We start from the raw sequence: 1,563 nt of genomic DNA, 5'->3' as shown, positions 1-1,563 counted from the left end.
AGCCGGAAGAACGTCATCATCTGCAGGAGCGACTCGGCCTGGGTGGCCATCTCCTCGGCGGTGGAGGACAGCTCCTCCGCGGCGGAGGCGTTGCGCTGGGTCACCTGATCCACCTGCGTCATGGCGCGGTTCATCTGCGACACTCCGATGGACTGCTCACGCGAGGCGTTGGTCACCTGCTGCACCAGCTCCGCCGTGCGGCGGATGGCGGGCACCAGCTCGCCCAGCAGCTGTCCGCTGCGCTCGGCGACCTTCACGCTGGAGGAGGCCAGCCCCCCAATCTCCTTCGCGGCCTTCTGGCTGCGCTCGGCGAGCTTGCGCACCTCGGTGGCGACGACGGAGAAGCCGCGCCCGTGCTCCCCGGCGCGGGCCGCCTCCACGGCGGCGTTCAGCGCGAGCAGGTTCGTCTGGTAGGCGATCTCCTCCACGATGGAGATGCGGTCCGCGATGGCGTTCATCGCCTCCACGGTCTCCTTCACCGCGCGGCCGCTCTCCTCCGCGTCCCGGGCGCCCTTGACGGCCGTCTGCTCCATCTCCCGGCTGTTCTCCGCGTTCTGCCGGATGCTCACGTTGAGCTGCTCCAGGCTGGCGGTGGTCTCCTCCACGGAGGCCGCCTGGGAGCTGGTGCCCTGGGACAGGCCCTGCGCGGCGGAGGCCACCTGGAGGGACGCGGACGACAGTGAGCCCGCGGCGCCGCGCACCTCGCTGATGACGCCCGACAGCCGCTGGATCATCTCCCGCATGCTGCCCATCATCCGGCCCGTCTCGTCGCGGCCCCGGGTGGTGATGTTCGCCGTGAGGTCGCCGGAGGTGACCTGCGCCGTCACCTGCACGGCCTCCGTCAGCGGCTGCACGATGCTGCGGGTGAGGAGGTAGGACAGCAGGCCCGCGAGCGCCACGCTCAGCAGGCCGCCGAAGGTGAGGGCGTTGTACAGGTCCCGCCCCAGCAGGGCGGTCCGGGCGATGCGCTCCTGCAGGAGGACCTCCTCGTCGTCCGCCAGCTTGGTGAGCATCGTCCGGACGCGGTCCGCGGTCTGCTTGCCGCGCGCGGACTGCTCCACCGCGATGAGCTGGGAGAGCTCCCCGCGGCCCGCGTTGACCTCGCGGCGCTGGGCGATGAGGGGCTCCAGGTGCTGGGTCACCCACTGCTGCATCAGGTCGCGGATCTCCTGCAGGCGCTCCTGCTGGCGGCGGTTCTTCTGGGTGAGCTCGCGGATGCGGTCGATGTTCTGGGAGACGCTCAGGCGCGCCTGGGTGTAGGGGTCCAGGAACTTCTCGTCGCCGGTGATGAGGAAGCCGCGCTGGCCCGTCTCCAGGTCGGCCATGTCACCCTCCAGGGTGCGCACGGCGACCATCACCAGCCGACTCTCGGTGTCCTCGTACGAGGACACGGCGGCCCGGTCCAGCGTGACGTACACCATCGTCACGAGGCCGATGATGATGGCCACCATCGAGCCGAAGGCGAGCAGCAGTTTTCCCGTGATGCTCAGGTTGTTGAACATGGTCACTCCGGAGTGGGGGACGGCCGTGACAGCGCCCGGGGCGCGTCGGAAGGGGGAAGGG

At 70.2% G+C, this 1,563-nt stretch carries 1 protein-coding gene; it reads right to left on the bottom strand.

Annotated features, from left to right (window positions below):
* A partial coding sequence (locus D7V93_RS42850) for a methyl-accepting chemotaxis protein (RefSeq protein WP_120648659.1) occupies window positions 1-1,502 on the bottom strand: 1,502 nt, incomplete at its 3' end.
* Between the last annotated feature and the right edge of the window lie 61 nt (window positions 1,503-1,563).

This window comes from Corallococcus llansteffanensis (assembly GCF_003612055.1).
Classification (GTDB): domain Bacteria; phylum Myxococcota; class Myxococcia; order Myxococcales; family Myxococcaceae; genus Corallococcus; species Corallococcus llansteffanensis.
The sequence above is the reverse complement of the archived record's forward strand: the minus strand, read 5'-3'. Positions and strand labels throughout refer to the sequence as shown.